The following is a 24,775-nucleotide window of genomic DNA, read 5'->3' as shown; positions in this document are numbered from 1 at the left end:
AGTTTAAATTTATTATATTACCTTACCTTTTTTCTTTGCATCAGCATCTAGTCCTGATCCTACTCCGACACCCACTGCCATACCAATAGGTAGTCCTAATGCTAAATTATGAAATAGCGTTAGTCCGAAGATGAGCCCCAAACTAACTCCTATACTGATATAAATGCTAGTATAATACCCTTCAGGTACTAATTTATGCTCTTTTTGTAGATGTAATTTCATAGCTTCAATTTTCTTAATATGCTGTTTTAGTTCCTGTTTATCTAGCAAACCTTTCTTATTCCTTAACTCCCTAACTTGATCATCTAATTCATTAATAACTTTATTACATTCATTACAATCAAAAGAGTAGAGCCTTTTATAAATTCTCTCTAGTAAATCTAATTTTAACCTCACTGCCGATTTCTCATCTACTTCATTCCTAAGGAGTTGAATATTTGCTAAAACTTCATTAAAATTTTTACTATCCATAATATGCCCCTTCCATTTAATATAATTTGAGAATAACATATTTTATGGGCTAGGACAACTACCTTACCACCTAGGCATAGCTGAAATAATAGATGCAATCTTAATAATATATATTGCATTATAGTTTTTCAATACCCTAACCTGCTATTACTAGAATACCTTCGACAGTTTTTGTTAATTATAGTTAGAGTATACTTTTAGTAGGCAGAACTAATATGAAAAAATAAAAAAAATAAAAAACTATATAATCAAGTAGGAGCTAAATAATTAATTTATTTAGCGACCTCTCACACCACCGTGCATACCGTTCGGTACACGGCGGTTCAATAAGAATTAATGTTTTAATAAATATGTTTTAGATATAGAAACTAAACCTATCCTTTTAAAGTATTTATTAGTTAGTACTTTGGATAACATTGGCCTATTGGATGCTGTCTAGTAGCTTTCCCTTGTGTTTGCATATTGCCAAGCTTTATTGTTTGCAGGCCTAACTTAACAAGGTTTTCGTGCTTTGTTTTGATTTTTTCCCATCGTTTCCAAAAACACATTCTATTCCTTTGTCTTAAGCTATAACCTTGGCACTGTTAACCCGTGCTAGGGACTTTCACCCATTATATTGCGCCCATGCCGGGCGCACAACAAAAAAGCCCTTGAAATCAAGGACTTTGTATTGTATCACAATTCAAGTGATCATTTGATGGAAGGGAATAGTAGATAGTTAAATACACTATTTCATATCTCTTTCCTTCATTCATCAACTAATACTTTTATTTTCAGTTTGCAATGAATAAGATTTTAGAAAAGGCAATTTAATGTATGTAATTGTATTTCACTACCACCTAACCCAAATCCTTATGTTTCTGAAGTAGCATCTACAACCGTTACTAGGTTAATAGTCTATATTCTCACTTTTTGTCCTGTTGTTCCTTTCTTTTCAAAAGTAATTATCCTTTCATTCGTAAAAATTAGAACATCACGGATAAGTTTAAACCTCAATGCTATGGTTTATCCTTCAATCAAATACATACCGAATTCATTTTGAAGTTGTTGTGGTGTAACCTAACTCAAATTCCCCAATGCACCTTGTACAATACTATTAAATAACCCCATCAAAACAGTCTTCTTTTCATATTATTTATTCTTCTTAATCTCCCTATTTAATATACTTTTTTATCTTGATATCTTATACACACTTAAAAAAAACGTGTTACTTTTCATCTATCTTTTTGTAAACTTCAATAATTTCCTTTGCTAAATCTGTAAATCCCATTGAAGTCATTAAGTGATCTTGACCATGTACCATCAGTAATGTTACCGCTATTTGATTCCCTTGAGCCTCCTTAATTAACATTTCTGTTTGTGCATGGTGTGCCTTCGCCAATGAAGCTTCGGCTTCATTAATTTTAGTTTTAGCTAATTCAAAGTTTCCAAGCTTTACAGCTTGGATAGCTTCCATAGCATTACTTTTAGCATCCCCTCCATACATAATTAACTCCATAATAGTTTCTAAATTTGTTTGTTCTTCCAAAATAAAAACTCCTTTTCAAAGTAATTGGTTTACAAAAACTAATCATTCATTAAACTCATAGCGTGTTCTAATACCTTTTCTCCATTCATCATTCCGTAATCTGTCATTTTTATTACATCTAATGCAATGCCTAATGGTACAACTTTTTCCTCAAATTTATCTTTCATGAAACGTACTTGAGGCCCTAACAGTAATACATCAACTTTTTTCTCTTCCAAATAACTATCTGCTTCACTAGCTGAAATAGCAAATATCTCTGCATCAATACCTTTAGCTTCAGCTGCTTTTTGCATTTTAGATACCATTAAACTAGTGCTCATCCCAGCAGCACATACTAACATAATTATTTTTCTCATTTCTCATACATCCTTTCTGCGAATAGTGTAATAATTTTTCTATAAATTTATTTTGAGATATAGGAGGGCAAGTTAAATTCTAAACTAACCCTCCTATTCTTTTAACTATCTCACCTTTTATTCAAATGATTAGCGATTAATTGAACGAGCAACCATTGATACAGTATGACGAACACCACGAATTGCCTTACTCATAGCAAAAATATTTTCAAAAGGTGCAACACCACCGTAACCTGCATCACCAATATGTTGAATATCCACACCACAAATTTTGTTTCGAATTGCAATTTGTTTAATAGTGTCTTCATCAGAACTTTCTTGGCTAGTGCCAATTGCACTTAATACTAGTGCACCATTACGATGTGCCACTTTAACTACTTCTTTTAATTCCATATCATCAAAGCCAGGCACCGTGCCTACTGCTGGAACTAGAATAATATCTGCACCTGCCTCAATAAATGATTCTACTACTTTTATATCAGCAACAGGTTCATCAACACCAGCTCCATGCATTTTACCAGCAATAATCAATCCTGAAAAGTTCTCTTTCGCTAAGCGAATTGTCTTTTCTATTTCTATATTTGTCACTCCAGTACCTGGATTACCAGTCAAGCAAACGAAATCCATACCAAGTTTTTCAATTTCTTGAATTGTCTCAAGGTTAGCTTGTCTACCTTTACTAATTGTTAAACGATCCTCTTCCATATCTGCCTTTAAATCTACGGGTTCCAAGTTTACTCCGATTGGACGTCCTACTAAACGATGTAACTCCTCTACAAATGATCCTTCTGTAACTTCTAATCCAAAAATATATGGATTTAAAACATCTACCCCGTTAAGTAGAATTAAATCTGCTCCAAAAGCACTGGCAATTTCAGAATTGGTAATATCACCGATAAATGATTCTCTTGGTGCCACATTCTCCGAAAGAATGGTTCTACCTTCGCTTGCTTTAATACTTTGTTTCAATTCTGCTGCGGTCATTTTCAATATTTCCGAAGCATTTGCACTAATTAATCTTTTACCCATAAAATACTCCTCCAAAACTTTTCAACTTATTATACTACTATTTACCCTAATTAGCCTCTTTTGATTCTAGGGCTAAATTTTGTTTCTCAACTGATTGATAGAAATACCAATAAATTGCTACGTCAATAATTATACATACCAATTGTAAAATAGAACCACTTATGTGACCTCCTGTTGTAAGGAATCCACTAATAATTGGTGGCATTGTCCAAGAAGCAGCAATACCTGTAGTTGTAGAAACTAAACCTGAGGACATTGCTACATATGATATTACAGCATTTGCTATTGGTGCTAGAATAAATGGTATTAATAATGAAATGTTCATTACAACTGGTAACCCAAACATTGCCGGCTCATTAATATTAAAAATTCCCGGTGTTAAAGTTATAGGTGCCATAGCTTTACTAATTTGGCTAGCTTTCTTACGTCTTGCAACAATTGCAATAACAATTACTAAACCAATTGTAGCACCACCACCACCCATGTAAACAAAGTTGTCCATAAACTGTGCCGTAATGATATTTGGTAAATGTGCTGCTTTATCTGCTTGAAATATTAAACGGTTGGCATCAGAATTCATTAACCAAATTGGATTAAGAATACTATTTACAACGTTACCCCCATGAATACCAACAAACCAGAATAAACTATTTAATAAGATTGCAATAACTGTTCCAAAGATGTTATTACCAATTAGTCCCAGCGGGCCTCCTAAAACTTTCAACATTAAATCATGAACATTTCCAATATTCGCTATATCAAAAACCGCATAAATAACTAACCATAAAGTTATAATAGCTACCCCTGGAATTAAAGCACTAAAACTTCTCGAAACTGCAGGTGGTACAGAATCTGGTAATTTGATTTGAATATTATGTTTAATAAACCACTTGAAAATCAAAGCTGAAGTAATACCAATAGCCATGGCTACAAATAAACCTTTACTTCCCATATATCCAATTGGGATTCCTGCACCTGATTCTCCCTTTACAAACGGTGTTACAACAATGAAAGAAGATAATGCTATAATACCTGCTGAAATACCATCAACTTTATGCTGACGTGCTAGACTATTAGCAATTCCAAAACTTGCAACTAAGCCCATCAATCCAAAACTACTATCTACCCCCTTCCACAAGTAAACATCGATTCCTACATTAGTTAACCAAATAGTCCATGCATCGATTGGAAAACTTGCTATTATAAGAAATAATGAACCAATAATAATTAAAGGCATACTCAATGTGATACCATCACGTATTGAAATTAGTACTTTGTTTGAACCTAGCTTTGCTGCAATAGGCAACATCTTTTCTTCAAGGATTTCATTAACCTTTTTCATATTTACCTCTCCCCCCATGATTGATTATAATTAGCAATCTACATTTCCACTAAAACCTTTTCATAGTATAGTTTGATACTAAATAATTATTTATTACCTAAATAATACGTTAATTATTATAATATGTCAATAATTATTTATAAATAAATACCTTTTCTAATTAATCATTTATTAAATATACTTATTTGTTTATAATTTATAATTAATGCTATATAATATTATTAGTTATAAAGGAGTAGAATTATGGAACTTACAAAAAAACAACAAAAGCTACGATTTAAAATTTTAGATACAATCTATGCCGAGGGACCTATTTCTAGAATTGATATTTCAAAAAAGACCAGTATTACACCTGCAACTGTTAGTGAAATTACTAGTAATATGATTCACGAAAAACTTATTCATGAAATCGGAGAAGTTATCCCAGAACAAAGTACATCCGGCCGCAAAAAGATACTTTTAGGTATATCTTCTAGCCACAGTTTTTATATTGGAACTGAGTTATCTCAAAAATATATTTCTTTTTGTTTAACCGATAATACGGGTAAAGTATTTTCAAAAAAGGTTATTAAATTAAATACTTATGATTTAAGTGATACTTCAACCGAAACATTTTATGTTAACGAATTACAAGACTTCATAATTTCTTGCCACAAGTATAACCCATTAGGAATTGGGATTGCCATTCCTGGCCATTTTGATGTGGTAAACAAATCAATTATTACTAATAATTCCTTTTGGGAAAATTTTAATATTAAAGTCTTATTAGATAGAATCGATCTACCAATTTATTTTGAAAACAATGTTAAATGCATGACATTATCAGAAAGGTTATTTAGCTTTAATGGCACTGACAACAATTTTATATTCTTCCATGTTGGTAGAGGAATGTTTTGTTCCTACATGTATAATGGTGAACTTTATGCCAAAGATAATTTTCTTGTTGGAGAAATAGGCCATATAATTGTTCACCCAAATGGTGAATTATGTGAATGCGGTAAAAGGGGTTGTCTTCAAACTTATGCAAGCGAGGCATGGATTATCAAAAAGTCTCAAATACTTTTTGACAATTCAGAAACTACATACCTAAAACAATTAGTTACAAAGAAAAACCAAATAACAATAGAAACTATATTAAAAGCATATATTTTAGGAGATGAAGGGGTAAACAATATACTTCATTCCGCAATTAAATATCTTTCAATTACTATAAATAATTTATCTATGATGATTGATTCAAATAAAGTTATTATTCATGGAGAGTTATTCACCGAACCTTTACTATCAAATTTGTTGAAAGAATATTTAATCCAAAATATCAGCCTATTATCAATACAGAAAGAAAGAAATGTTATAGTTAAAAGCTACCATAACTACAATGGTGCTTTAGCCGCTTCTAGTCTTTGTGTATCAAAATTTTTAATTAATCAAGTAAGAGATAATTAATATTCTTATTTACAGACTTCTCAACCAAGTAATCAAGTAGGAGCTAAATAATTAATTTATTTAGCGACCCCTCACACCACCGTGCATACCGTTCGGTGCACGGCGGTTCAATAAAATTGTATTTCAAACTTACCCACAATCATATGCCTTTTATGCCTTTTATGTAGTTTCTGTTTGTCAGACCAGAGTTTGGCCGCAGACTTCCTTCAGATTCCACCTCGCGGTGTTAGATTGGCACGAAGTTACCCTCTTGCTATTTGGGATTGCTAATATTTCTGCTTAAGCGCAGTTTTCCATTTTATTCTACCCTGGGTTCCTTGTGGGGATTAACAAAAAGTGTTATGATATCAATGTTAAACTTAGTATTAAAGAGCTTATTTTTGTAGGCTCTTTTTTAATGATAAAGAGAGGGGCTAATATGATAAACGTTGATAACTTATCCTACTCATTTCCCAAAAAGGATCTATATAATAATATTTCATTTACATTAGAAGATGGACAGCATTGTGCTTTCATAGGAACAAATGGCAGTGGAAAAAGTACACTAATAGATATACTTATTGATCCAGAAAAATATATGTTTGATGGTTCCTTAGATAAATCCCCTAATTGTAGAATTGGGTATGTACGTCAATTCTCAGAGCAGGAGGCAACAAAAGAAATTACAGTCTTCGAATATATCGGAGAAGAATTTATTAAACTACAAAATCAAATGACATCTATTTGCAGCGAGATGGAAACATCCACCGATGTTGATACTTTACTAGAAAAGTATCAACAAACTTTAGACGCATTTGACGCAATTAATGGTGATGATTTTGAAAAAATTATTAATAAGAAACTAAATCTTACAAACTTAATGAAGTATAAAGATACAATGATATCTTCCCTTAGTGGTGGTGAAATTAAGCTTATTCAAGTAATTAAGGCAATGCTAAATAGTCCTGACTTAATGATTATGGATGAACCAGATGTGTTTTTAGACTTTGAAAACCTTAATTCTCTTAAAAATCTAATTAATTCACACAAAGGAACAATGTTAATTATTACTCACAATAGGTATCTACTTAATCATTGTTTCAACAAAATTATCCACCTTGAAAATATGGAAATACAAGAGTTTGATGGAAGCTATATTGATTATAACTTCTCATTACTTCAAACTAAAATTGAGTTACAAGAACTAGCTACTGTTGATAATGAAGAATTTGATAGAAACGAAAAACTAATAAACAAACTAAGAATTCTCGCAACTGATCATTCTGAACCTGCAAAAGGAAGGGCTCTAAATGCTAGAGTTAAAGTTCAAGAAAGATTAGAAAAAAGTAGAATAAAGGCTCCCTTTGTAGAAATTAAAGAACCTTATATAAATTTATCTGCCTATAATGTAATGGATGAAGCCACTGTTTTAAAAGTTACTGATTACAGTGTTGCCTTTGATGATACACTTCTAGAAAATGTTAACTTTGAGATTAAATCTACTGATAAAGTAGCCATTGTGGGACCAAATGGTACAGGGAAAACTACTTTACTAGGAGAAATCTTAAAAGACAATAATGATTGTATTGAGCTAAATGAAAATGTTGAAATATCATATTTATCTCAATTACAAAGTAAAACGCTAAATAATTCTAATACCATACTTGAAGAGTTTTTCGATGTTGGTTTCGAAACTCGTGAAGATATTTTATCGCATATTTCATGCTATGGTTTTGAAGAAGAAAGAATTAATCAAAAAATAGGCACATTATCTGGTGGAGAAAAAAATCTACTTCAATTAGCTAAAATCTCTGAAAGTAAATCAAACATGTTGCTTCTTGATGAGCCAACATGCCATTTAGATACATATTCACAAATAGCACTTGAAAAAGCTATACAAAATTATAAAGGTGCTATTATAATGATTTCACATGATTTCTATACTATAGTAAACTGTATGGATTATGTTTTAATCATTGAAGATAAGACAATTAGAAAAGTAAAGATGAAAATTTTTAAAAGGATGATTTATGCTAATCATTTTGGAAGAGACTATTTAGAAATTGAACAAAATAAAAGAATAGTTGAAACAAAAATACAATTAGCTTTAAAATATAATGATTTTATCCTTGCAAAAGAATTGTCTGAAGAGTTAGAAGAGCTGATTAAGTTACTTCAAATTTAGTGATTAGTAAGGGGCTCACCACCTGCCCCTCTAACAATCTCGGTGACAATATCATCTAGCTACGAATATATTAAATTGGTATAATATAAATATATATCCTGGATAGGAATTCCACCCATTTTATTCAAGCCTACAAATCTTATTACTTAAAAAAATGGTATTTTAAAAACAACCACTATAACTACATAAATACCAAAAGCTCCTATGAAAATTAGAGATCTTAAAAAATACTTTAAGACTTTTTCTTTTTCTCCTTTAATAATACTTTCACAAAATAAAGATAAATAAATTACTCCTATAATTGCTGCTACTATAGCTACATATTCTAAAACTTTAAACATATGGTTTCCTCCTATTTACAATATAAAAATTCAGTCCAAATTATTTTAATAACTTTAAACCTAAACATAATTATATCATAAATTTAAAAGTTTAATTAATTTTTTTCCACACTGTTTTCCTCTTATGTATAAGTTTATACACCTTTACAAATACTAAAATCAAACTAATAGAGGTGATAATATGACTTCTGAAGAAAAAGCTTATATAGCTGGAATTATAGATGGTGAAGGTAGTATTATGCTTTTAAAATTTCATCATAATCAATTCCCCTCTCCATGCATAAGCATAAGTTCAACTACTATAGAATTATTACAATGGATAAAAGACGTAACTAAGATTGGAACAATAAAGGCAAAGAAAAATTATAATATAGAAAAGCATGCAGATTCATTCACCTATACAATAAAGTATAACGATGCTATCAATCTTCTAGTTGAGATCGAACCATATTTAATCATTAAAATCAAAAAGAAAAGAGCTAAACTAATAATTCAAAAATATAAAGATGTTACCCCTAGAAATGGAAAATATTCTGATGAGATGCTGAAATTAAAGGAAGACTTTTACCAGGAATTCATGGGTCTAAATTTGCAATAAGTAAAAATCCACGATATTTCTATCGTGGATTTTTTGGTGGAGGCGAGGGGACATGCTCTTCCATCATTTCTGAATGGCACTGACTATGTGTTAAACTTAATATTATTAAGTCTCCTGGCGTATTATGAAAGCCATAATTTAGTTATGCTAAGCTTCCATCCTAGTACCTCATGCTAACTCTTAAGAATTAGTTTAGAAGCCTATAAGTCGATACGAGGCTGTTGAATTTCTTCACATACCTCTCGGCATTGCCGTCACCTTAAAGTGTTACGGGTTCACCGATAAAGCCAAGTTTTCACTTCTAGATCACTCTAGAAGGCGACCCTATTTATGAATCGAACCCCTGTCCGAAAGTAGATAGGCTTTAGCATCTCCGAGTGCAGTCTATTATTTAAAATTCCCTCTGCAAAGCGCCAATAGACAGGCTCTTTACTTCAGTAGCTTCATAATTTCCGTTCCTAAGTCAAAGCTTTCTTAGGCTCGGTTCCCTACTAATCGGCGCCCTATCCTAGGCCGTAGGACTCCCAGGTAGAACGAACAGCTATATTAAGCTGCTAATGCAAAATTATCTTCTGCGTTTACATTTTCTTCTAGTTTTTTAAGGCGGGCCCAGAAGGTCCCTCCACTCGCTTCTAAAGCTGCTCCCACCCCCGTCGAAGCCATTACGCCCCCATGTCATAACATGATACTCGGTTAAGAGTGCTTTAAGTAAACTATTAAATTTTAATTTTACATCAATATAGAATTAGATTATATCAAAGCTATCTATTATAGTCAATGATTATTTATATATCCGATGTATACAATGATACATCAGTTAATGTTATTTATCAATAGGTTATGTATATATATAATGTTACTTTTATAATCACTTGCTATCTTTTAACAAAGTTATAGGTGCTAAAATATACCTTTAGCACCTTCTAAACTCGTCTTTTTATTTATACTTTTCTTTCATTTCTCTATCTATATCTCTTTTATGATCTCTTTCAAGCATGGAGTCTCGCTTGTCATAGTTCTTTTTACCCTTACCTACTCCTAGATGCATTTTAACTCTTCCATTTTTTAAATATAAGGATAGAGGGACAAGTGTATATCCATCTTGAGATGCTAGAGCATCTAATTTATATATTTCACTTTTATGAAGTAGTAACTTTCTATCTCTTAGAGGATCTACATTAAATATATTGCCTTGTTCGTAAGGACTTACGTGAAGATTTCTTACGAATATCTCCCCATTTCTAACCTCTGCATAGCTATCTTTTAGATTTGATCTTCCGTTTCTTATAGATTTAACTTCTGTTCCTACAAGCTCTAAGCCTGCTTCAAAGCCTTGTTCTATAAAATAGTCATGTCTTGCTTTTCTATTTTCAGCTAATACCTTTTCTGATTTACTTTTAGCCATTTACCTCACCCACCTTAATTATCCGTTATAACTTAATCTTAATTATATACTTATCCTTTATTAACTTTCAATATTACCTTATGAATTAATTTCCTAGGCAATAAATAAGATCCATAAACCAAAACCTTGTTTTGAAATCCTGGTATTATGATTTCTTTACCTTTTTTAAATCCTTTGTAGGCACTTATAGCAACACTTTCTGCTGTCATCATAAACCCTTTTGCACTCTTTGCCTTTTCAACCTTAGCTCTGCTTTGAAAATTAGTGTCTGTAGGGCCTGGGCATAGAGTTGATACATTTATATTATAAGGGCTAAGCTCTAGTCTTAAAGCCCCTGATAAAGACAGTACATAGGCCTTTGTTGCATAATACACCGACATCATAGGTCCTGATTGGAATGCAGCGGTAGAAGCTACATTCATAATGCCTCCACCACCATTTTCAATTAACTCTGGTATAAATAGCTTTAATATATGAGTCAAAGACTTTATATTTAATTCTATCATAGTAAGATCCTTATCTTTATCTACCTCATGAAACCTTCCAAAGCTTCCAAATCCGGCATTATTAATTATATTTTCTATAATTATATTATTATATTTAATATCCTGATAGATTTCTATGATACCTTTTTCTAATGTAAGATCTACTCCATATATGATTACTTTTATTTTATATGTGCTTTCAAAATGTAATTTAATCTCTCTTAGCTTTTTAATATCCCTTGCTACAAGGCACAAATTATGATTATTTTTAGCAAATACTAATGCTAATTCATAACCTATACCACCTGTAGCTCCTGTTATAAAAGTATATTTATCTATTTTATATTTATCCACTTTTACACCTATCCATAAGAACTTTTAAATATTAAATCTTTATCTCTTATTATTGTTCTTATTCTTTGTAGTAATCACTTTTAACATCTTCTATTATATCACTTTCATCCTCTTCATCATCTTTGTCTTCCTCATCTAAATAGCTCATCTTCTTTGTTAAAAGAGCTTTATCTTCTGTATTTAAGTTCTCTTTTAAAAGATCAAAGTATATCTCATGATTTTCAAGGTCTACTCTAGCTACTTTTATTTTTACTAAATCTCCTAGTCTATATATATTTTTTGTTCTTTCTCCTACTAAACTAAGGTGTCTTTCATCATATATATAGTAATCATCATCTAGTGTGCTTATATGGACTAGGCCTTCTACGGTGTTAGGTAACTGTGCGAAGAATCCAAAGCTAGTTACTGAAGATATCACCGCATCAAACTCTTCTCCAATCTTTTCACTCATGTATTCAGCTTTTTTCATATCGTCTACTTCTCTTTCAGCTTCTTCTGCAGTTCTTTCTCTTTCAGAGGAGTTCTTTGCTGCATAGTCTACAATAGGAACAAGCTTTGCAGCTCTTTCTGAGTCCACATTACCATTTATAAACTCTTTAATTATTCTATGAATCATAAGGTCTGGGTACCTTCTTATTGGTGATGTAAAGTGACAATAATATTTAGCTGCAAGACCAAAGTGTCCTACTGATTCAGGTCCGTACTTAGCTTGCATCATGGATCTTAAAAGAAGAGTACTTACTACACTTTCTTCCTTTTCGCCCTTAACTTTGTTTAATACCTCTTGAAGTGAACTTGGATGTATTTCTTTACTCCATTTAATTACATAACCTAAGTTGTAGATAAATTCACTAAAACGTTGCAGTTTCTCTTCATCTGGATTTTCATGAATTCTATAAATGAATGGGATATTAGCCCAGTACATATGCTCAGCAATAGTTTCATTGCATACCAACATAAATTCTTCTATGATTCTATTTGATATTTCTCTTTCATAAGGTCTTATATCAATTGGTTTACCCATCTTATCTAGTATAATTTTAGATTCATCAAAGTCAAAGTCTATAGCCCCTCTATCAAGTCTTTTCTTGTTTAATATATTACAAAGCTCTTCCATAGCTTTAAAGTCATCATAAAGATAATCATATTTTTTTAATATGTCATTATCTTCTTTTTTGAGTATCTTTGTTACCTCAGTATAGGTCATTCTCTCACTTGTATTTATTACACTTTCAAATATTTCATGTTCTAAAACCTTTCCTGATTTATCTATAACCATAAAACAGCTTAAAGCTAATCTATCTACCTTAGGATTTAAAGAACAAATCCCATTAGATAACTTTTGTGGAAGCATTGGTATAACCCTATCTATTAAGTAAACTGAAGTAGCTCTTTTTAGCGCTTCTTTATCTAGTGGATTATTTTCCTTTACATAGTGAGATACGTCTGCTATATGAACTCCTAGTTTGTAGTTTCCACTTTCAAGCCTTTCTATAGATACAGCATCATCTAAATCCTTTGCATCTTCACCATCAATTGTTACCATTCTAACTTCGCTTAAATCTTTTCTCTTCTTATATTCAACCTTTGGTATATGCTCTTCTATATTTTCTGCAAAGTTTAGAACCTTTTCTGGAAATTCTTCTGGCAATGAATGTTTTTTAATTATTGTTAATATATCAAGACCCTTGTCACCTTTTTTACCTAATATCTCTAATACCTTACCTTCAGGATTTCTTCTCTTTCCTGGCCATTCTGTAATTTCTACTATAACTACATCATTATCATCTGCGCCATGCTTTTGGTTCTTAGGTATGAATATATCATTTTGTATCCTTTTATCTTCTGGAATAACGAATCCAAAATTACTACTACTTTCATAAACTCCTATGATAGTATTGTTTTTCCTTTCTATTATTCTTATAATTTCGCCTTCTCTTTTCTTTCCATTTAAGTCTTCTCTTGTTACTTTTGCAACAACCTTATCACCATTCATAGCTCCATTTATAAATGAACTAGGAATAAATATATCCTTTAAACCCTCTTCATCAGGTATAACAAATCCAAATCCCTTTTGATGAGCTTGAAGTCTTCCCGGAACTAAACCCATCTTTTCAGTAAGTCCAAGCTTATCTGTGTTGGTTTTTACTATAAGCCCTTCCTTTTCCATTACCTTTATTACTTTTTTAAATTCTTTATATTCATTTTTATTTATATCAAAAACTGCAGCTAATTCTCTAATTTCCATTGGCTTATACGCTTGATTTCTCATAAAATTAATAATGCTTTCTTTAACGTTCATATAATCGCTCCTCTTATGTTTAAATACTATTTTAAATATATATTATTATATTTTGCCCTTAATTTCTATGTTAATTCCAGTATATCTAAGTTATAAGACTAATTATATCATGAAATACATTTAAAAATTATTATGTTTTGTTTAACAACTTTAAATTGCCCTTAAATAAGTTTAAATTAAAAGTAGGCTACTATGATAACATAGAAGCCTACTTTTAAAAGTCTTTTTTTACTTAAACATATTTATTAATATTCCACCATATTGTACTATAACTGGTGCAAACACTAATGAAACTATAGTCATAAGCTTTATCAATATATTCATGGATGGACCTGAAGTATCTTTAAATGGGTCTCCTACTGTGTCTCCGACAACAGTAGCCTTATGTGCATAACTTCCCTTACCACCATGAACTCCGCTTTCTACGTACTTTTTAGCGTTATCCCAAGCTCCACCTGCGTTTGACATCATTATAGCCATTAAAACGCCTGTAGCTACGGCTCCACCAATAAGTCCACCTAAAGCTTCAGCTCCTAAAAGTATTCCAACTAAAATCGGAATTACTATTGCAAGTATTCCTGGAAGAATCATTTCTTTTAACGCAGCTGCAGTAGATATTTCAACACATCTTGCATAATCTGGTTTAGTTGTTTCTTCCATGATTCCTGGTATTTCTCTAAATTGTCTTCTAACTTCTTCAACCATTTCATTTGCAGCCTTACCTACGGATTCCATAGTAAGTGCTCCAAACAAGAAAGGTAACATAGCTCCTATTAATAATCCTACTAATGTAACAGGGTTTAATAAGTCTATATTGTTTAGATTAACTGCTTGAGCATAAGATGCAAATAATGCTAATGCTGTTAATGCAGCTGAACCTATAGCAAATCCTTTTCCTATTGCTGCTGTAGTATTACCAACAGAATCTAATTTGTCTGTTATTTCTCTAACTTCAGCTGGTAAATGAGCCATTTCTGCTATACCACCAGCGTTATCAGCTATTGGGCCGTAAGCATCTACAGCTACTGTTAAACCTGTTATAGATAGCATTCCTATAGCTGCAAGGGATATTCCATAAAGTCCCCTAGCGGCATCTCCAAATCCACCCATAACAGAATATGAAACAAGTATACCAATAGCTATTAATATTATTGGAACTACTGTAGATTTCATTCCTACAGCTAAACCAGCTATTATAGTAGTAGCTGCGCCTGTCTCCGCTTGATCGCTTATATCTTTAACTGACTTGTAATCAGAAGATGTATAAACTTCTGTAACCTTACCAATTATCATACCAACTACAAGTCCTGCTGCTACTGCAAAGAAAGCTTTATAGTTTCCAAATACAGTTTTACTTAATACTGCAGCTGATATAATAACTATTATTCCACCTACATAAGTTCCTGAATTTAATGCTTTTTGAGGATTAGGGTTTTTGCTATTTCTAGCTAATAAAGATCCTATGATTGATGCTATTATTCCTATGCCCATTAATACCATAGGATATAAGATTCCTTCTCCAGTTGTAAATACAACTGCTCCTAAAGTTATAGCGGATATCATAGATCCTACATAAGACTCAAATAAATCTGCTCCCATACCAGCAACGTCTCCAACATTATCTCCAACGTTGTCTGCTATAACTGCTGGATTTCTTGGGTCATCTTCAGGTATTCCTGCTTCAACTTTTCCTACAAGATCTGCTCCAACGTCTGCAGCTTTAGTATAAATACCACCACCAACACGGGCAAATAATGCAATTGAACTTGCTCCAAGACCAAAACCTGTTAAATAAACTGAGTTACCACCAAATATTAGGTATAATATACTAAATCCTAGTACTCCAAGACCTACTACACTCATTCCCATTACAGCTCCACCTGAAAATGCAATTTTCAAAGCTGGGCTTTGACCATGTCTTGCTGCTTCTGCTGTTCTAACATTTGCCTTAGTTGCAACTATCATACCAAAGTATCCTGCAACCATAGAGAAGATAGCTCCTACTACAAAACAAATTGCAGTCTGCCAGTTTAAAAACATAACTATAATTGCCGCAACAATAACTATAAATACTGCAAGATATCTATATTCCCTGTTCAAAAAAGCCATAGCTCCTTCGTGTATGTATCCAGCAATCTCTTTCATTCTATCGTTACCAGCATCTTGCTTGGATATATCCTTAGCTAGAATAAAAGCAAATATAAGAGCTAAAATTCCACTAAACGCTACTAAATAGATATAAGTATTATTCATAAAAAAACCTCCTAATAAAATAATTTATATTTATTAATTACTTTTATGTTAAAAAGTGCATTTATCTTAAACTTAGTTCAACTTACTACTTAAGCTCAGACCAAATATTTTATCTTCCTTTAAACAAAAGTAAAAATAAATCATTACAATAACATTGGACTAATAAAGTCAAATGCTCATAAAAAAAGCTGCCTCTAAGATAATAAAGTCTCTTTTACTAAAGGTTATTTGCCTTCTAAAATCAACAACATTATAAGCAGCAATAAGGTTTATGTGAATCTCATAACCCTATGGTGACAACAAAATCTTAAGTATACACTATTAACTATAACCTTAAATTCAAAAGATTTCTTTGGTAATATTGATTACTATTACAATCTACACTATGTTTAGTGCTATAGTAGTAATTGCAAATAAAACTGCTGTAACTACAGTAAGTTTTACAAGTAGCGCTTCTTTAGTTCTAGACTTATTTTTACTGAAAAATGTTTCTGATCCTCCAGTTATAAATCCTTTTAACCCATCCGCCTTACTTGGTTGCATTAAAACTACTATCATAAGAGCTAATGCTAATATAAATTCTAAAACCAATAAAAAATTATGCATTATAATTCCCTCCTAAAATATATTACCTTTTATATGTAATATACATAAAGCCATTTTAGCATATTACAATTAAGTTTACAACTTTTTTAATCCTACTTACAATCTTTTTTATATTATTATGTGAATAATGTATATAAGCTAGTATATTAAGGTTAAAAATAAGCCTACTCACTTTTTTAGAGTAGGCTTATTAATTCAATATAGCTTATTAAAATTACTTGCTTTTTATCTAATGGCTACCATCCGTAACACACCTATCATCTTCATGGTGGAGGTTTACGGCTAATACGCCTCTAGATAAGTTCTTCTAAGACTCAAATAGATAGATGCATTACTTATAATCAAACTTCATCTAAGTCTAAGAATCACTTTATATTACTAAAACCTTTATTCAAATCATCTGTGTTATTACACAATAACTTAAATATCAATTATCTGTTTTTAATATTATTAAAAGCTTTCATTCCTCTATATTCAGCCATGTCATCTAATTCTTCTTCTATTCTTAATAGTTGATTGTATTTAGCAACTCTTTCACTTCTAGCTGGAGCTCCTGTTTTTATTTGTCCTGCATTTACTGCTACAACAAGGTCTGCTATTGTAGTATCTTCTGTTTCTCCTGATCTATGAGAAACTACTGCAGTGTATCCAGCTCTTTGAGCTCTTTCAATTGCATTTAAAGTTTCTGTTAATGTACCAATTTGATTTAACTTTATAAGTATTGAATTAGCTACGCCTTTTTCAATTCCCATGTTTAATCTCTTAGTATTAGTTACGAATAAATCGTCTCCTACTAGTTGAACTTTATCTCCTATCTTTTCAGTTAGAAGCTTCCATCCTTCCCAGTCTTCTTCTGCCATACCATCTTCTATTGATATGATTGGGTACTTACTTGCAAGTTCTACATAGTAATTAGCCATTTCTTCTGGAGTAAGTATTCTTCCTTCTCCCTTTAAGTTGTAGTTTCCATCTTCAAAGAATTCTGATGAAGCTGGGTCAAGAGCTATAAAGATATCTTTTCCTGGTTTGTATCCAGCTTTTTCTATAGCTTCTACTATAATTACAATTGCTTCTTCATTAGAACCAAGGTTTGGAGCGAATCCACCCTCATCACCTACACCAGTATCATATCCTTTAGATTTTAATAATGTCTTTAATGTATGATATACTTCTGAACCCATTCTTAAAGCTTCGCTAAAAGATGAAGCTCCTACTGGCATTATCATAAATTCTTGAAGGTCTACGTTGTTATCAGCATGTTCTCCACCATTTATTATATTCATCATAGGTACTGGAAGAACCTTTGCATTAACTCCACCTATATATTGATATAGTGGAAGTCCTAAGTAGTTAGCTGCTGCTTTTGCTACTGCTAGAGATACTCCTAGTATAGCATTTGCACCTAGTTTACCTTTATTTTCTGTTCCATCTAATTCTATCATAAGATTATCTATAGATACTTGATCAAATATATTCATACCTATAAGTTCTGTTGCTATGGTTTCATTGATATTTTCAACTGCTTTTAAAACACCCTTACCATTAAACTTAGATTTGTCTCCATCTCTTAATTCAACAGCTTCAAATATTCCTGTAGATGCTCCTGATGGTACTGAAGCTACTCCAACAGTTCCATCTTCTAATGTTACTTCCACCTCTACAGTTGGGAATGATCTTGAGTCTAATATTTGTCTTGCGAAAATGTCTACTATTTCAACATAATTTTTCATTAATTATACCTCCTATTATTGTTAAGTATTTATTTATATTATTGCTATAAAAAAGATATATAATACACATGTCTTCTTTATAGATATATATCTATTATATTATCAAAGATTCTGCTGTCATTTCAACAGGAGCTTCAAGTCCCATTGCTTGTAATATTGTAGGGGTTATATCCGAAAGTCGTCCCTCTTCTCTAAGAGGTGTTGCATTATTTGATATATATATAAATGGAACTTTATTTGTAGTATGAGCTGTCATAGGATTCTTTGTTCCATACTCTACCATTTGTTCTGAGTTTCCATGATCTGCTGTTACAAATAGGGAACCATTCTTTTCTAGTATCTTATCTGAAATTTTACCTAAACATTCATCTATGACTTCGATGGCCTTTTTAGTTGCTTCAAATATGCCTGTATGGCCTACCATATCTGGATTAGCGAAGTTTAGTATTATCATATCATATTGATCTTCATCTATTTTTTGTATTAGCTTTTCAGTTACTTCATAGGCACTCATTTCAGGTTGTAGATCATAAGTTGCGACCTTTGGTGATAATACTAAAACCCTATCTTCTCCTTCGTTTGGAGCTTCAACTCCACCATTAAAGAAAAATGTAACATGTGCATATTTTTCAGTTTCAGCTATTCTTAGTTGTTTTTTTCCACATTTGCTTACATATTGTCCAAGAGTATTAGTATATATCTCTGGTTTATATGCTACTTCTACTCCCTCTAATGTCTTGTCGTATTGTGTCATAGTTACATAAGTCAAATTTAAAGCAGACCTTGGAAAACCTTGGAATTCCTTGTCATTTAATGCTCTAGTTATTTCTCTTGCTCTATCTGGTCTAAAATTGAAAAATATTATAGAATCATTGTCTGTTATCTTACCTACAGGCATTTCATCTTTTTCTATAACACAAGGTAATATGAACTCATCTTTCTTATTATCCTTATAAGATCTTTCTACACACTGAACTCCTGATGCAGCTCTTTCGCCTTCACCAAGTACCATTGCATTATAAGCTAGTTGAATTCTTTCCCATCTATTATCTCTATCCATTGCATAGTATCTACCACTTATAGTAGCTATCTTGCCAAGTCCTATGTCATTCATATACCTTTCCATATCTGCTATAATTTCAATGCCTGATGTAGGCGGTACGTCTCTTCCATCTGTAAATGCATGTAGGTAAACCTTAGTTAACCCTTTGTCTTTTGCCATTTGCAATAAGGCTTTAACATGATCTACATGGGAGTGAACTCCACCATCTGATAAAAGACCTAGAAGATGTAACGCACTATTATTTTCCTTTGCCTTATCCATAGCTAAGTTTAAAGCATCATTCTTAAAAAAGTTACCTTCTTCTATTTCTTTTGTAATCTTAGTAAGCTCTTGATAAATTATTCTACCTGATCCTATATTTAAATGTCCTACTTCAGAATTACCCATCTGTCCAACTGGTAATCCTACATCTAGTCCACTAGCATTTAAGTATGTGTGGGGATAATTGCTCCATATTTTATCGTAATTTGGTTTATTTGCTGCAAGTACAGCATTTCCTTCTACTTTATCTGTAGCTCCAAATCCATCTAATATCATTAGCATAACTGGTCTTTTAGTCATAATACTCCTCCAAATTCTTTATTTATAACTCTTTTATAATTAGAATCTTATATTTAATCAATATAATAATATATCCTACTCTAATATATAAAAGACATTCAGTTGATAACAATTATCTTTATAATTATTATACTACTTATGTATACCTAAGACAATAGAACTGTATATGCTACCCAAGTTCCAAACAATATAATACTTTTCAATTTTTAAGTTCTATGCTTAGGCTAATGTATTTAAAAGGAATAATTAGTAATTAACTATGGCAGAAAACTCTGTGGAAACTAGGCTAGCTCCACCTACTAAGGCTCCATCAATATCTGATTTTGCCATTTGTTCTTTTATTGTAGATGACTTAACTGAACCGCCGTATTGAATTGTTACTTTATCTGATACGTCTTTTCCATATAATCCTTCTACAACTTTTCTTATATGTCCTATAGTTTCATTGGCTTCATCAGAAGTAGCTGTTTTTCCTGTTCCTATAGCCCAGATTGGTTCATAAGCTATTACAATGTTTTCTACCTTATCTTTACAAATACCCATAAGGCCTAACTTAATTTGAGATCCAATTATTTCATTTGTTATATTAGCTTCTCTTTGAGCTAGTGATTCTCCAACACATAGTATAGGAATTATATTATGATTAAACGAAGCTTTTAATTTCTTATTTACGCTTTCATCTGTTTCATTAAAGTATTGTCTTCTTTCACTGTGTCCTATTATAACGTAATCTACGCCCATAGATTCTAGCATCCCTGGAGAAACTTCTCCTGTGAAAGCACCTTTTTCTTCAAAGTGCATATTTTGAGCTCCGACCTTTATATTACTGCCTTTAGCTGCCTTTAATACTGCATCTAAAGATATAAATGGTACACAAACCACTACATCACATTTGCTATTTTTAACTAAAGGTTTTAAATCTTCTATAGTCTTTACAGCTTCATCTACTGTATAGTGCATCTTCCAGTTTCCTGCTATAATTTTCTTTCTCACTAAAAACACCTCTTTCTTTTAATTTTCAGAGTAATTATCTGTGAACTAAATATTATTTATATAGGTACTCATTTACACTCTCTATAACATTTATTATTTATTATCTATCACTTAAAGCCACTATTCCTGGCAATTCTTTTCCTTCTAAAAACTCTAAAGAAGCTCCACCACCTGTTGATATATGTGTCATTTTGTCTCCAAATCCTAATATATTAACAGCTGCCGCTGAATCTCCTCCACCTATTATAGTTACAGCATTAGATTCTGCCATAGCCTTTGCAACTTCAATAGTTCCCTTTGCAAAGTTTTCAAATTCAAAAACTCCCATAGGTCCATTCCAAATCACAGTTTTTGCCATCTTTATTTCATTTGAAAATAACTTTGAAGTCTTTGGTCCTATATCAAGTCCCATGTACCCTTCAGTTATATTTTCGTCTTTTGTTATAATAGGGGTAGCATCTTTTGAGAATTTATCTGCTATTACATTATCTACTGGTATTAATAGTTTAACATTCTTTTGTTTAGCCTTTTCCATCATTTCTTTTGCGTAATCTACTTTATCCGCTTCAAGTAATGAAGTTCCTATTTCATATCCCATTGCCTTTAGAAAAGTAAATGCCATTCCTCCACCAATTATTAAAGTATCTACCTTATCTAATAAGTTATTTATAACATTTATCTTATCTGAAACTTTTGCACCTCCAAGTATTGCTACAAAAGGTCTTTCTGGGTTTTCTATAGCGCTTCCTAAAAATTTCAATTCCTTTTGAATTAGATATCCACACACTGAAGTTTCAACAAACTTTGTAACTCCTACTGTAGATGAATGAGCTCTATGAGCAGTTCCAAATGCATCATTTACATATATATCAGCAATAGATGCTAATTCCTTTGAAAAACTATCTTCATTTTTACCTTCTTCAGGTCTGAATCTAGTATTTTCTAAAAGAACTATATCCCCTTCATTCATCTTTGATATTACCTTTTTAGCGTTTTCTCCTACAACTTCATCATCTGCTGCAAATACTATTTCTTTTTCTAACAATTCACTAAGTCTTTTTGCTACAGGAGCTAAAGTTTTTGTTGGATCTGGTCCTTTAGCTTTTCCAAGGTGTGAGCATAATATAACCTTAGCGCCATTTTCAGCTAAGTATTTAATTGTAGGTATAGCACCTAAAAGTCTATTTTCATCTGTTATAACTCCCTCTTGAAGGGGAACATTAAAGTCACATCTTACTAAAACCCTTTTCCCTTTTACCTGAATATCTTCTATGGTTTTTTTATTAAATTTCAAAACCTTCACCTCTTTTTATATATTTATCCGATGGCTACCATCGGTAACACCCCTATCCTCTTAAAGGTCGGGGATGACGGTTGCTTCGCCACTAAATAAGTTCTTTTAAGACTCACTTGATATAATCAACGATTTATAAATTAAAATAGTCTGGCCTTATAGCTTTAATTAACTACAAAACCAGACATGTATTAAAACCTTGTTTAAAGCTATTCTTTATATTTAATATAAAACTTCAATTTTAAAATTATAAGCTCTTTGCAATCTTTGAAGTGAGGTCTGCAAGTCTATTTGAATATCCCCATTCGTTATCATACCAAGAAACTACCTTTGCCATGTTTCCTTCTATAACCATAGTTGATGGTGCATCTATTATAGAAGATCTAGCATCTCCTCTGTAATCCATGGATACTAATGGTTCTTCTTCATATCCAAGTATACCCTTCATGTAAGTTTCTGATGCTTCTTTAAATGCTGCATTTATTTCTTCAACTGTAGTATCTCTTTCTAGTTCTACAACTAAGTCTGTGCAAGAAACAGTTGGAGTTGGAACTCTAAGTGAGAATCCATTTAATTTTCCTTTTAATTCTGGTAATACAAGTGCAACCGCTTTAGCAGCTCCTGTTGTAGTTGGTATCATTGATTCTGCTGCTGCTCTTGCTCTTCTTAAATCACTATGAGGAGCATCTAATATCTTTTGATCATTTGTATATGAGTGAATAGTTGTCATAAGACCCTTTTTTATACCAAACTTTTCATGTAATATCTTAGCAAAAGGTGCTAAACAGTTTGTTGTACAAGATGCATTTGATATAATATTGTGCTTAGATGGATCATAATCTTTATCATTAACACCCATAACTATTGTTATATCTTCATTTTTAGCTGGTGCAGATATAACAACCTTTTTAACTGATCCTTGTGCCATATGGTCCTTAGCTTTTTCTCCATCTGTAAAGAACCCTGTAGATTCTATAACTATGTCCACTCCCATTGAAGCCCAACCTATGTTCTTAGGTTCTCTTTCAGCAAATATCTTTATTTCTCTTCCGTCTACAACTATTGAATTATCTTTTACTTCTACGGATTTATCATATCTACCAAATAATGAGTCATATTTTAAAAGATGAGCTAATGTTTTAGAATCTGTTAAATCATTTATTGCAACCACTTCTAATTGACTACCGTAATTTGCTACTAAAGCCTTAAAAACATTTCTCCCTATTCTTCCAAATCCATTTATCCCTATTTTAACCATTTGTAATCTCCTCCTAATTTATACTTAGATTGTTTATTATAAATATTTATACACCTTAGTTAGATATTTAAATTTTTCTAGTCAAACATTTAAATTGATTTTATAATTTTAAACTTGTGTCTAAAATTATTAATGAAGTGTATAAATAAGTTTATAGCTCTTTTATTATTGCCATAATACCTCTAGCAGCACCCTCATCTGTAATAAGCGTACTATTAGAATTTCCAAATTCTGTTGAAATAATAGCATCCGCTTTACTTGAGCCTCCAGCTACGGCTATAACAATAGGTATTCTTTTTGTATCGCTTAAGGTTACCCCAACAACTGACGTTGAGCATACAAGTTTACCTTTCTTGTCGAAATAACATCCAAAGGCTTCTCCTTCTGCGCCACTATCTACTATGGATTTTACCTTGCTAACTTCCATACCTCTTTTTAATGCCATTTCTTCTGCTTTTCCAATTCCGTATATTAAAACATCTGATGACTTTATACTATCTAAAACATTTTTCACATCTTTTTCTTTTAGTATACTTTCTAGTATTTTGTCACTTATATTATCTGGAACGTGAAGCATTTTATAATGGCCATTTACTTTTTTAGATAAATTAGCCGCTAGTGTATTTGCTTGAGTCTCTACATTTATACCCATACCACCTCTAGCTGGAACAACTAATACATCTTCTATATTATTTATCTTAGATAAACTATCTACTACTTCTTTTATTGTACTTCCACCTGTTAAGGCTATGGTATATCCTGATTTTAGAGTGGACTTTAAAATATTTGCTCCTGCTCTACCAATTTCCTTAATTACTGTCTTGTCTTCATCCATATCTCCTGGAACAATAATCACACTTTTAAGACCTAATGCCTTTTTTATCTTAAGTTCAATTTCAGATAAACCTTTTATTTCATGAATAAAGTTTTTGAGTTTATCTATTATTTCTTCTCCTTCTTTTGTAACAGTCATTCCTGGGGTATTTATATCTATAAGGTTTTGAGATTTTAGAAAGTTTATTTCTGTTCTTACTATTCTCTCTCCTAGTTCTAAGTTATTGGCAAGTATCCTTCTTCCAATAGGCTGATTATAATATATAGTCCTTAAAATATTATATCGTTTTTCTAAAAGTTCAATTAATTCAGGAACTATCTTTTGTTGTAGCTTTAGAATTTCTTCCAAAGAAAACACCCCC

21 protein-coding genes and 1 other RNA gene are annotated in these 24,775 nt (G+C 31.7%); 3 read left to right on the top strand and 19 right to left on the bottom strand.

The window, feature by feature from the left end:
• Positions 1-12 precede the first annotated feature (12 nt).
• The 6 genes from DY168_RS14795 to DY168_RS03805 all read right to left on the bottom strand — a co-directional run bounded on the left by DY168_RS14795 (position 13) and on the right by DY168_RS03805 (position 4,726).
• Positions 13-471 (bottom strand): glycine zipper domain-containing protein, encoded by a 459-nt coding sequence (locus DY168_RS14795; protein ID WP_207658371.1) that lies wholly within the window; start codon positions 469-471, stop codon positions 13-15.
• An 897-nt stretch (positions 472-1,368) separates the two neighbouring features.
• Positions 1,369-1,467, bottom strand: a complete 99-nt coding sequence (locus DY168_RS15230) for a PH domain-containing protein (protein ID WP_207658370.1) — start codon at positions 1,465-1,467, stop codon at positions 1,369-1,371.
• Positions 1,468-1,678: 211 nt separating this feature from the next.
• Positions 1,679-1,999 carry a PTS lactose/cellobiose transporter subunit IIA gene (locus DY168_RS03820; RefSeq protein WP_115640560.1) on the bottom strand — a complete coding sequence of 107 codons (321 nt, stop codon included), beginning with the start codon at positions 1,997-1,999 and terminating at the stop codon, positions 1,679-1,681.
• Positions 2,000-2,037: 38 nt separating this feature from the next.
• A complete protein-coding gene (locus tag DY168_RS03815; protein ID WP_115640559.1) occupies positions 2,038-2,355 on the bottom strand; it encodes a PTS sugar transporter subunit IIB in 318 nt (105 codons plus the stop codon).
• A 129-nt stretch (positions 2,356-2,484) separates the two neighbouring features.
• Positions 2,485-3,384, bottom strand: a complete 900-nt coding sequence (locus DY168_RS03810) for a DUF7916 family protein (RefSeq protein ID WP_115640558.1) — start codon at positions 3,382-3,384, stop codon at positions 2,485-2,487.
• A 46-nt stretch (positions 3,385-3,430) separates the two neighbouring features.
• The gene (locus DY168_RS03805; RefSeq protein ID WP_115640557.1) at positions 3,431-4,726 is read right to left on the bottom strand and encodes a PTS sugar transporter subunit IIC; all 1,296 of its coding nucleotides are present in this window, start codon (positions 4,724-4,726) and stop codon (positions 3,431-3,433) included.
• Positions 4,727-4,969: 243 nt separating this feature from the next.
• Here DY168_RS03805 and DY168_RS03800 point away from each other — a divergent pair, with 243 nt between their 5' ends.
• Together DY168_RS03800 and DY168_RS03795 are read left to right on the top strand one after the other, a co-directional pair.
• Positions 4,970-6,172 (top strand): ROK family transcriptional regulator, encoded by a 1,203-nt coding sequence (locus tag DY168_RS03800; RefSeq protein ID WP_115640556.1) that lies wholly within the window; start codon positions 4,970-4,972, stop codon positions 6,170-6,172.
• A 418-nt stretch (positions 6,173-6,590) separates the two neighbouring features.
• On the top strand, positions 6,591-8,336 hold the full coding sequence (locus tag DY168_RS03795) for an ABC-F family ATP-binding cassette domain-containing protein (protein WP_115642408.1): 1,746 nt from the start codon (positions 6,591-6,593) through the stop codon (positions 8,334-8,336).
• 146 nt (positions 8,337-8,482) lie between these two features.
• On the opposite strand, the gene DY168_RS03790 is transcribed toward DY168_RS03795, so the two are convergent.
• The gene (locus DY168_RS03790) at positions 8,483-8,677 is read right to left on the bottom strand and encodes a hypothetical protein (protein ID WP_104409284.1); all 195 of its coding nucleotides are present in this window, start codon (positions 8,675-8,677) and stop codon (positions 8,483-8,485) included.
• Between the two features lie 181 nt (positions 8,678-8,858).
• On the opposite strand from DY168_RS03790, the gene DY168_RS03785 reads away from it, so the two are divergent.
• Positions 8,859-9,275, top strand: coding sequence for an LAGLIDADG family homing endonuclease (locus DY168_RS03785; protein WP_115640555.1), 417 nt, complete (start codon positions 8,859-8,861; stop codon positions 9,273-9,275).
• Between the two features lie 331 nt (positions 9,276-9,606).
• Here DY168_RS03785 and ssrA read toward each other — a convergent pair.
• From ssrA to DY168_RS03725, 12 genes are all read right to left on the bottom strand, one after another.
• Positions 9,607-9,939, bottom strand: a transfer-messenger RNA (tmRNA) gene (gene ssrA, locus DY168_RS03780).
• Between the two features lie 273 nt (positions 9,940-10,212).
• Positions 10,213-10,680 carry an SsrA-binding protein SmpB gene (gene smpB, locus DY168_RS03775; RefSeq protein ID WP_115640554.1) on the bottom strand — a complete coding sequence of 156 codons (468 nt, stop codon included), beginning with the start codon at positions 10,678-10,680 and terminating at the stop codon, positions 10,213-10,215.
• 50 nt (positions 10,681-10,730) lie between these two features.
• A complete protein-coding gene (locus tag DY168_RS03770) occupies positions 10,731-11,519 on the bottom strand; it encodes an SDR family NAD(P)-dependent oxidoreductase (RefSeq protein ID WP_242984047.1) in 789 nt (262 codons plus the stop codon).
• A gap of 58 nt (positions 11,520-11,577) precedes the next feature.
• Positions 11,578-13,821, bottom strand: coding sequence for a ribonuclease R (gene rnr, locus DY168_RS03765; RefSeq protein ID WP_115640553.1), 2,244 nt, complete (start codon positions 13,819-13,821; stop codon positions 11,578-11,580).
• 228 nt (positions 13,822-14,049) lie between these two features.
• Positions 14,050-16,074 (bottom strand): sodium-translocating pyrophosphatase, encoded by a 2,025-nt coding sequence (locus tag DY168_RS03760; protein ID WP_115640552.1) that lies wholly within the window; start codon positions 16,072-16,074, stop codon positions 14,050-14,052.
• A 378-nt stretch (positions 16,075-16,452) separates the two neighbouring features.
• Positions 16,453-16,680: a preprotein translocase subunit SecG gene (gene secG, locus DY168_RS03755; RefSeq protein WP_115640551.1), complete on the bottom strand. Its 228-nt coding sequence runs from the start codon at positions 16,678-16,680 to the stop codon at positions 16,453-16,455.
• A 431-nt stretch (positions 16,681-17,111) separates the two neighbouring features.
• Positions 17,112-18,410: a phosphopyruvate hydratase gene (gene eno / locus DY168_RS03750; RefSeq protein ID WP_115640550.1), complete on the bottom strand. Its 1,299-nt coding sequence runs from the start codon at positions 18,408-18,410 to the stop codon at positions 17,112-17,114.
• A 94-nt stretch (positions 18,411-18,504) separates the two neighbouring features.
• On the bottom strand, positions 18,505-20,034 hold the full coding sequence (gene gpmI, locus DY168_RS03745) for a 2,3-bisphosphoglycerate-independent phosphoglycerate mutase (RefSeq protein ID WP_115640549.1): 1,530 nt from the start codon (positions 20,032-20,034) through the stop codon (positions 18,505-18,507).
• 246 nt (positions 20,035-20,280) lie between these two features.
• Complete coding sequence (gene tpiA / locus DY168_RS03740; protein ID WP_115640548.1) at positions 20,281-21,027, bottom strand: triose-phosphate isomerase; 747 nt, start codon at positions 21,025-21,027, stop codon at positions 20,281-20,283.
• Positions 21,028-21,127: 100 nt separating this feature from the next.
• Positions 21,128-22,321, bottom strand: a complete 1,194-nt coding sequence (locus DY168_RS03735) for a phosphoglycerate kinase (protein ID WP_115640547.1) — start codon at positions 22,319-22,321, stop codon at positions 21,128-21,130.
• 247 nt (positions 22,322-22,568) lie between these two features.
• Positions 22,569-23,579 (bottom strand): type I glyceraldehyde-3-phosphate dehydrogenase, encoded by a 1,011-nt coding sequence (gap, locus tag DY168_RS03730; RefSeq protein ID WP_115640546.1) that lies wholly within the window; start codon positions 23,577-23,579, stop codon positions 22,569-22,571.
• Between the two features lie 151 nt (positions 23,580-23,730).
• Complete coding sequence (locus DY168_RS03725) at positions 23,731-24,762, bottom strand: sugar-binding transcriptional regulator (RefSeq protein WP_115640545.1); 1,032 nt, start codon at positions 24,760-24,762, stop codon at positions 23,731-23,733.
• Positions 24,763-24,775: the final 13 nt, after the last annotated feature.

Source organism: Clostridium putrefaciens (assembly GCF_900461105.1).
Classification (GTDB): domain Bacteria; phylum Bacillota; class Clostridia; order Clostridiales; family Clostridiaceae; genus Clostridium_L; species Clostridium_L putrefaciens.
Note: the sequence above shows the minus strand (reverse complement) of the source record. Positions and strands in the feature narration are given on the sequence as shown.